Source organism: Mycobacterium sp. 1274756.6, from assembly GCF_001668625.1.
GTDB lineage: Bacteria > Actinomycetota > Actinomycetes > Mycobacteriales > Mycobacteriaceae > Mycobacterium.
This window is the reverse complement of the sequence record NZ_LZLJ01000032.1, coordinates 1-5,712: the sequence shown is the minus strand read 5'-3', so window position 1 is coordinate 5,712 and position 5,712 is coordinate 1. Positions and strand designations below refer to the sequence as shown.

Sequence of the window (5,712 nt, the reverse complement as noted above, 5' to 3'; positions counted from 1 at the left end):
TGCCCCGCCCTACCGCGGGCCGGTCGCGGCGCGGACCGGCCTCACCATTCGATGCCCTTCTGGCCCTTGCGCCCGGCGTCCATCGGATGTTTGACCTTGGTCATCTCGGTGACCAGGTCGGCGGCGGCCGTCAGCGGTTCGGGGGCGTCGCGTCCGGTGATCACCACGTGCTGTTTGCCGGGGCGGGCCAGCAGGGTGGCCACCACCTCGTCGACGTCGACCCAGCCCCACTTGAGCGGATAGGTGAACTCGTCGAGCACGTAGAAGTCGTGTTCCTGCGCATCGAGGCGGCGGGCCACCTCGGCCCAGCCCTCGGCGGCGGCCGCGGCGTGGTCGTCCGCGCTGCCGGGTTTGCGCGACCAGGACCAGCCCGAGCCCATCTTGTGCCACTGCACCGCGGCGCCAACGCCGTGCTCGTCGTGCAGATCGCCGAGCCGGCGGAAGACGGCCTCCTCGCCGACCTTCCACTTCGCGCTCTTGACGAACTGGAACACCCCGACGCTCAGCCCGGCGTTCCAGGCCCGCAACGCCATTCCGAACGCGGCGGTCGACTTGCCCTTGCCCGGGCCGGTGTGCACGGCCAGCAGCGGGGCGTTGCGGCGCTGCTTGGTGCTCAGCCCGTCGTCGGGCACCACCAGCGGCTGTCCCTGCGGCATCGCGGTTCCTCCTCGACGGTCAGGCCGCGCTGCGCACGGCCATGGTCAGCTGATCGGCGCGCAGCTGTTCCAGCCGCACCAGCGGTGCGCCCAGTTGGCCGGCGAGCCGGTCGGCCAGACCGAGGCGCACGAACGACGTCTCGCAGTCCACCACCACCGCGGCCGCGCCCTGCGCGACCAGCCGGGCCGCGGCGGTGGCGCTGCGGCCCAGCGGATCCGGGCCGCCGGTGGCCCGGCCGTCGGTGAGCACCACCACCAGCGGCCGGCGCGCGGGGTCGCGGACCCGTTCCCGGGCGACCAGGTCGCGGGCGGTGATCAGCCCTTCGGCCAGCGGGGTTTTGCCGCCGGTGTCGAACTGGGCCAGCCGTCGCCCGGCGATGTGCGCCGAGGAGGTGGGCGGCAGCAGCAGGTCGGCCTGGCGGCCGCGGAAGGTGATCACCGCGACCTTGTCGCGGCGCTGGTAGGCGTCGCGCAGCAGGGACAGCGCCGCCCCGCTGACCGCGGCCATCCGGTCGCGGGCCGCCATCGACCCGGACGCGTCGACCAGGAAGATCACCAGGTTGCCCTCGCGGCCCTCCCGCACCGCGCGGCGCAGATCCGCCGCGCCCGGCCGCAGCCGGCCCGGGCCGCCGGCGTTCTCCGCGGCGGCCAGCACGGTGGCGAACAGGTGCAGCCCGTGGCCGGGCGCGCCGGGCTCGGCGGCCCGGACCTTCATCCCGGTGCTGTTGCGGGCGCGGGAGCGTCGCCCCGGCACGCCCTCCCCCACCCCGGGCACGGTGAGCGCGCGGGTGCGGAACAGTTGGGTGGGCGGCGCGCTGCGGCCCGGCGGGCGGCTCGACACCGCGGACTGCGACCCGGAATCCTGTTGCGCGGGTTCGGTTTCCGAGTCACCGGGCTGGCCGCCCCCGGGCGGGTCCGGATCCGAGTCCGGGTCGGGGTCGGGGTTCTCGGCGTCGGCGCCGGCCTGGGACAGCGCCTCGTCGAGCTGTTCGGGGTCGATGCCCGGGTCGTCGAAGGGGTCGCGGCGGCGGCGGTGCGGCAACGCCAGCTCGGCGGCCACCCGCACGTCCTCCTCGGCGACGCTGTCCGCCCCGCGCCACGCGGCGTGGGCCACCGCGGTGCGGGCCACCACCAGGTCGGCGCGCATCCCGTCGACGTCGAAGGCGGCGCACAGCGCGGCGATGCGGCGCAGTTCGAGGTCGGGCAGCTCCACGTCGTCGACCCGGCCGCGGGCGGCGGCGATCCGGCGCGCCAGGTCGATGTCGTCGGCGGCGTAGCGGTCGGCGAACCCGTCGGGGTCGGCCTCATAGGCCATCCGCTGGCGCACCACCTGGGTGCGCACGTCGACGTCGCGGGAGGCGTACACCTCCACGGTGAGCCCGAAGCGGTCCAGCAGCTGCGGGCGCAGCTCGCCCTCCTCGGGGTTCATCGTGCCGATGAGCACGAAGCGGGCCTCGTGCGAGTGCGAGATGCCGTCGCGTTCGATGTGCACCCGGCCCATCGCGGCGGCGTCGAGCAGCACGTCGACCAGGTGGTCGTGCAGCAGGTTGACCTCGTCGACGTACAGCACCCCGCCGTGGGCGCGGGCCAGCAGGCCCGGGGAGAAGGCGTGCTCGCCGTCGCGCAGCACCTTCTGCAGGTCCAGCGAACCCACCACCCGGTCCTCGGTGGCCCCGATCGGCAGCTCGACCAGCCGGGCGGTGGCGCCGGTGGTGCCGGGCAGGGCGGCCAGCAGCGCGGCCAGCCCCCGCACGGCGGTGGACTTCGCGGTGCCCTTCTCGCCGCGGATGAGCACGCCGCCGATCTCGGGGCGCACCGCGCAGAGGATCAGCGCCAGGCGCAGCCGGTCGTGGCCGACGATCGCGCTGAACGGGTACGGTTTCGGGCCGGTCTGCTCGGCTGTCACGGTGAAACGCCGTCAGCCTGCAACCCGAGCACCTTGGTGCCCCAGGACCAGACTTCCTCGAACAGCGCGGGCTCGTCGGAGAGCTTGGTGCCCAGCGACGGCACCATCTCCTTCAGGGTGGGCAGCCAGCCCGGGAAGCGCTCTGGGAAGCAGCGCTCCAGCACGTCGAGCATGGCCGGCACCGCGGTGGACGCGCCCGGGGAGGCGCCGAGCAGCCCGGCCATCGTGCGTTCGTCGTCGACGAGGGTGGTGGTGCCGAACTCCAGCACCCCCTTGAGCCCGTCGGGGCGGATGACCTGCACCCGCTGGCCGGCCTCGATGGTCTCCCAGTCGCCGTCGCGGGCGGTGGGCGCGAACTCGCGCAGCGCATCCACCCGGTCGGCGTCGCTGAGCACCAACTGGCTGACCAGGTAGTTCACCAGGCTCAGCTCGCTGACCCCGATGCTGGCCATCTGGATCAGGTTGTTGGCCTTGATCGACTTGGGCAGGTCGGTGAAATGCCCCTGCTTCAAGAACTTCGGGGTCCAGCCGGCGAACGGGCCGAACAGCAGGAACGGCTTGCCGGCGATGACCCGGGTGTCCAGGTGCGGCGCCGACATCGGCGGCGCCCCCAGCGGCGGGAACCCGTAGACCTTGGCCTGGTGCCCGGCGGTCAGCTCCGGGTTGCCGGTGCGGATGAACTTGCCGCCGACCGGGAACCCGGCGAAGCCGCGGGCGGCCTTGACGCCGGCCTTCTGCAGCAGCGGCAGCGCCTGGCCGCCGGCGCCGACGAAGACGAACTTGGCGTTGATGGTGCGGGTGGCGCGGGTGCGGCGGTTGCGGACCTTGACCGCCCAGCTGCCGTCGGACTGCCGGGACAGGTTGCGGACCTCGTGGCCGAAGAGCGCGCTGATGCCGCTGTTGACCCCGTAGGCGATGAGCTGGCGGGACAGCGCGCCGAAGTCCACGTCGGTGCCGTCGGTGGACCAGTTCAGGGCGACCGGCTCGGAGAAGTCGCGTCCGGCGGCCATCAGCGGCAGCCGGCGGGCGAACTCGTCGGGGTCGTCGATGAACTCGGTGGCGGCGAACAGCGGGTTGGCGGCCAACGCCTCGCGGCGCCGCCGCAGGTAGTCCACCCGGTCGGCGCCGTGCACGAAGCTGACGTGCGGGATCGGGTTCAAGAAGTTGCGGACGTCGGTGAGGATGTTGTTCTCCACCGCGTACGCCCAGAACTGCCGGGTGACCTGGAACTGCTCGTTGACCGTCACCGCCTTGGTGATGTCGATGGAGCCGTCGGGCAGCTCGGGGGTGTAGTTGAGCTCGCACAGTGCGGAGTGCCCGGTGCCGGCGTTGTTCCACGGGTCGCTGCTTTCGGCGGCCGCCCCGTCGAGGCGCTCGATCAGGGTGATCGACCAGTCCGGCTGCAGCTGCCGCAGCAGCACGCCCAGCGTGGCGCTCATGATCCCCGCGCCAACCAGCACGACGTCGGTCTTCTCGGTTCGGGCTTCCTTCGGGTCTGACACCACTGTCCTTAGAAGTCGGGCGGTTCGGTACCGGCCTTTAGATTATCGCGACGGGTTGCGCCCCGGCCTCGGGCCGCTGGGTTGGCCACCTAAGCTGGTACGACGATGCAAACCTACGATCTCGCCATCATCGGCACCGGGTCGGCCAACTCGATTCTCGACGAGCGGTACGCCGGCAAGCGGGTGGCGATCTGCGAGCAGGGCCGCTTCGGCGGCACGTGCCTCAACGTCGGCTGCATCCCCACCAAAATGTTCGTCTACGCCGCCGACGTGGCCCGCACCGTCACCGAGGCGGGCCGGTACGGCGTCGACGCGACCCTGACCGGGGTGCGCTGGGGCGACATGGTCTCCCGCATCTTCGGGCGCATCGACCCGATCGCCGAGGGCGGGGAGAACTACCGGCGCAGCGACCCGGCCATCGACGTCTACGACACCCACACCCGCTTCGCGGGCCCCGACGAGGGCGACGGCTATCTGCTGCGCACCGCGGGTGGGGAGGAGTTCCGGGCCACCCGGGTGGTGCTCGGCGCCGGGTCGCGGGCCACCGTGCCGGCGGCCATCGCCGACAGCGGGGTCAGCTACCAGACCAGCGACACCATCATGCGGATCCCGGAGCTGCCGGAGCACCTGGTGATCGTCGGGGGCGGGTTCATCGCCGCGGAATTCGCGCACATCTTCTCCGCCTTCGGGGTGCGGGTCACCCTGCTGCTGCGCAGCGGCGCCATGCTGCGTCACCTCGACCCCACCCTCACCGAGGCGTTCACCCGCATCGCCGCCGATCAGTGGGAAGTGCGCAACCACTGCAGCGTGGTCGACGGCCGCGACGTCGCCGGCGGCGTCGAACTGACCCTCGACGACGGGTCGGTGCTCGCCGCCGACATGCTGCTGGTGGCCACCGGGCGCCGGCCCAACGGGGACCTGCTCAACGCCGAGGTCGCCGGGGTGGAGGTGCACTCCGGGCGGGTCTCGGTCGACGAGTACCAGCGCACCACCGCGCGCGGAGTGTTCGCGCTCGGTGACGTCTCCTCGGCCTACGAACTCAAGCACGTCGCCAACCACGAGGCCCGGGTGGTGGCCGACAACCTGCTCCGCGACTGGGACGACACCGCGGCGATGACCGCCGCCGATCACCGGTTCGTGCCCGCGGCGGTGTTCACCCACCCGCAGGTGGCCTGGGCGGGGCTGACCGAGACCGAGGCGCGGGCCCGCGGGCTGGACATCTCGGTGAAGGTGCAGGACTACGGCGACGTGGCCTACGGCTGGGCGATGGAGGACACCACCGGGATCGTCAAGCTGGTCGCCGAGCGCGGCACCGGGCGGCTGCTGGGTGCGCATCTGATGGGTCCGGCGGCGTCGTCGTTGATTCAGCCGCTGCTGCAGGCGATGAGTTTCGACTTGCCCGCCCGGGAGATGGCGCGGGGGCAGTACTGGATTCACCCGGCGCTGGCCGAGGTGGTGGAGAACGCACTGTTGGGGCTGCAGTGACGGGTGTTTCGGCTCAGTAATCACTTGCGTCCCAATGATTTTGGTGGCTGTTTCAGGCCGGTTTTGGGGTGCGCGATGTCGCCCGAGCGCGCTATAATTCGAACATGCGTTCGAGTAGCCGGGAAGAGGTCGTCGAAGTCTTCGACGCCCTAAGCGCCGACCT

The 5,712-nt window shown here is 72.2% G+C and carries 4 protein-coding genes; 1 reads left to right on the top strand and 3 read right to left on the bottom strand.

What is annotated here, in order from left to right:
• Positions 1-41 precede the first annotated feature (41 nt).
• Genes cobO through mqo form a run of 3 tightly spaced genes read right to left on the bottom strand, consistent with a single transcriptional unit; the run spans position 42 to position 4,064 of the window.
• Positions 42-656, bottom strand: coding sequence for a cob(I)yrinic acid a,c-diamide adenosyltransferase (gene cobO, locus A5643_RS04110; RefSeq protein ID WP_066852230.1), 615 nt, complete (start codon positions 654-656; stop codon positions 42-44).
• A gap of 19 nt (positions 657-675) precedes the next feature.
• On the bottom strand, positions 676-2,562 hold the full coding sequence (locus tag A5643_RS04105) for a magnesium chelatase subunit D family protein (RefSeq protein ID WP_066852229.1): 1,887 nt from the start codon (positions 2,560-2,562) through the stop codon (positions 676-678).
• Positions 2,559-4,064: a malate dehydrogenase (quinone) gene (mqo, locus tag A5643_RS04100; protein WP_066852228.1), complete on the bottom strand. Its 1,506-nt coding sequence runs from the start codon at positions 4,062-4,064 to the stop codon at positions 2,559-2,561. Before mqo ends, A5643_RS04105 begins: the two co-directional genes overlap by 4 nt.
• 105 nt (positions 4,065-4,169) lie before the next feature.
• Here mqo and mtr point away from each other — a divergent pair, with 105 nt between their 5' ends.
• The gene (gene mtr / locus A5643_RS04095) at positions 4,170-5,549 is read left to right on the top strand and encodes a mycothione reductase (RefSeq protein ID WP_066852227.1); all 1,380 of its coding nucleotides are present in this window, start codon (positions 4,170-4,172) and stop codon (positions 5,547-5,549) included.
• Positions 5,550-5,712 lie beyond the last annotated feature (163 nt).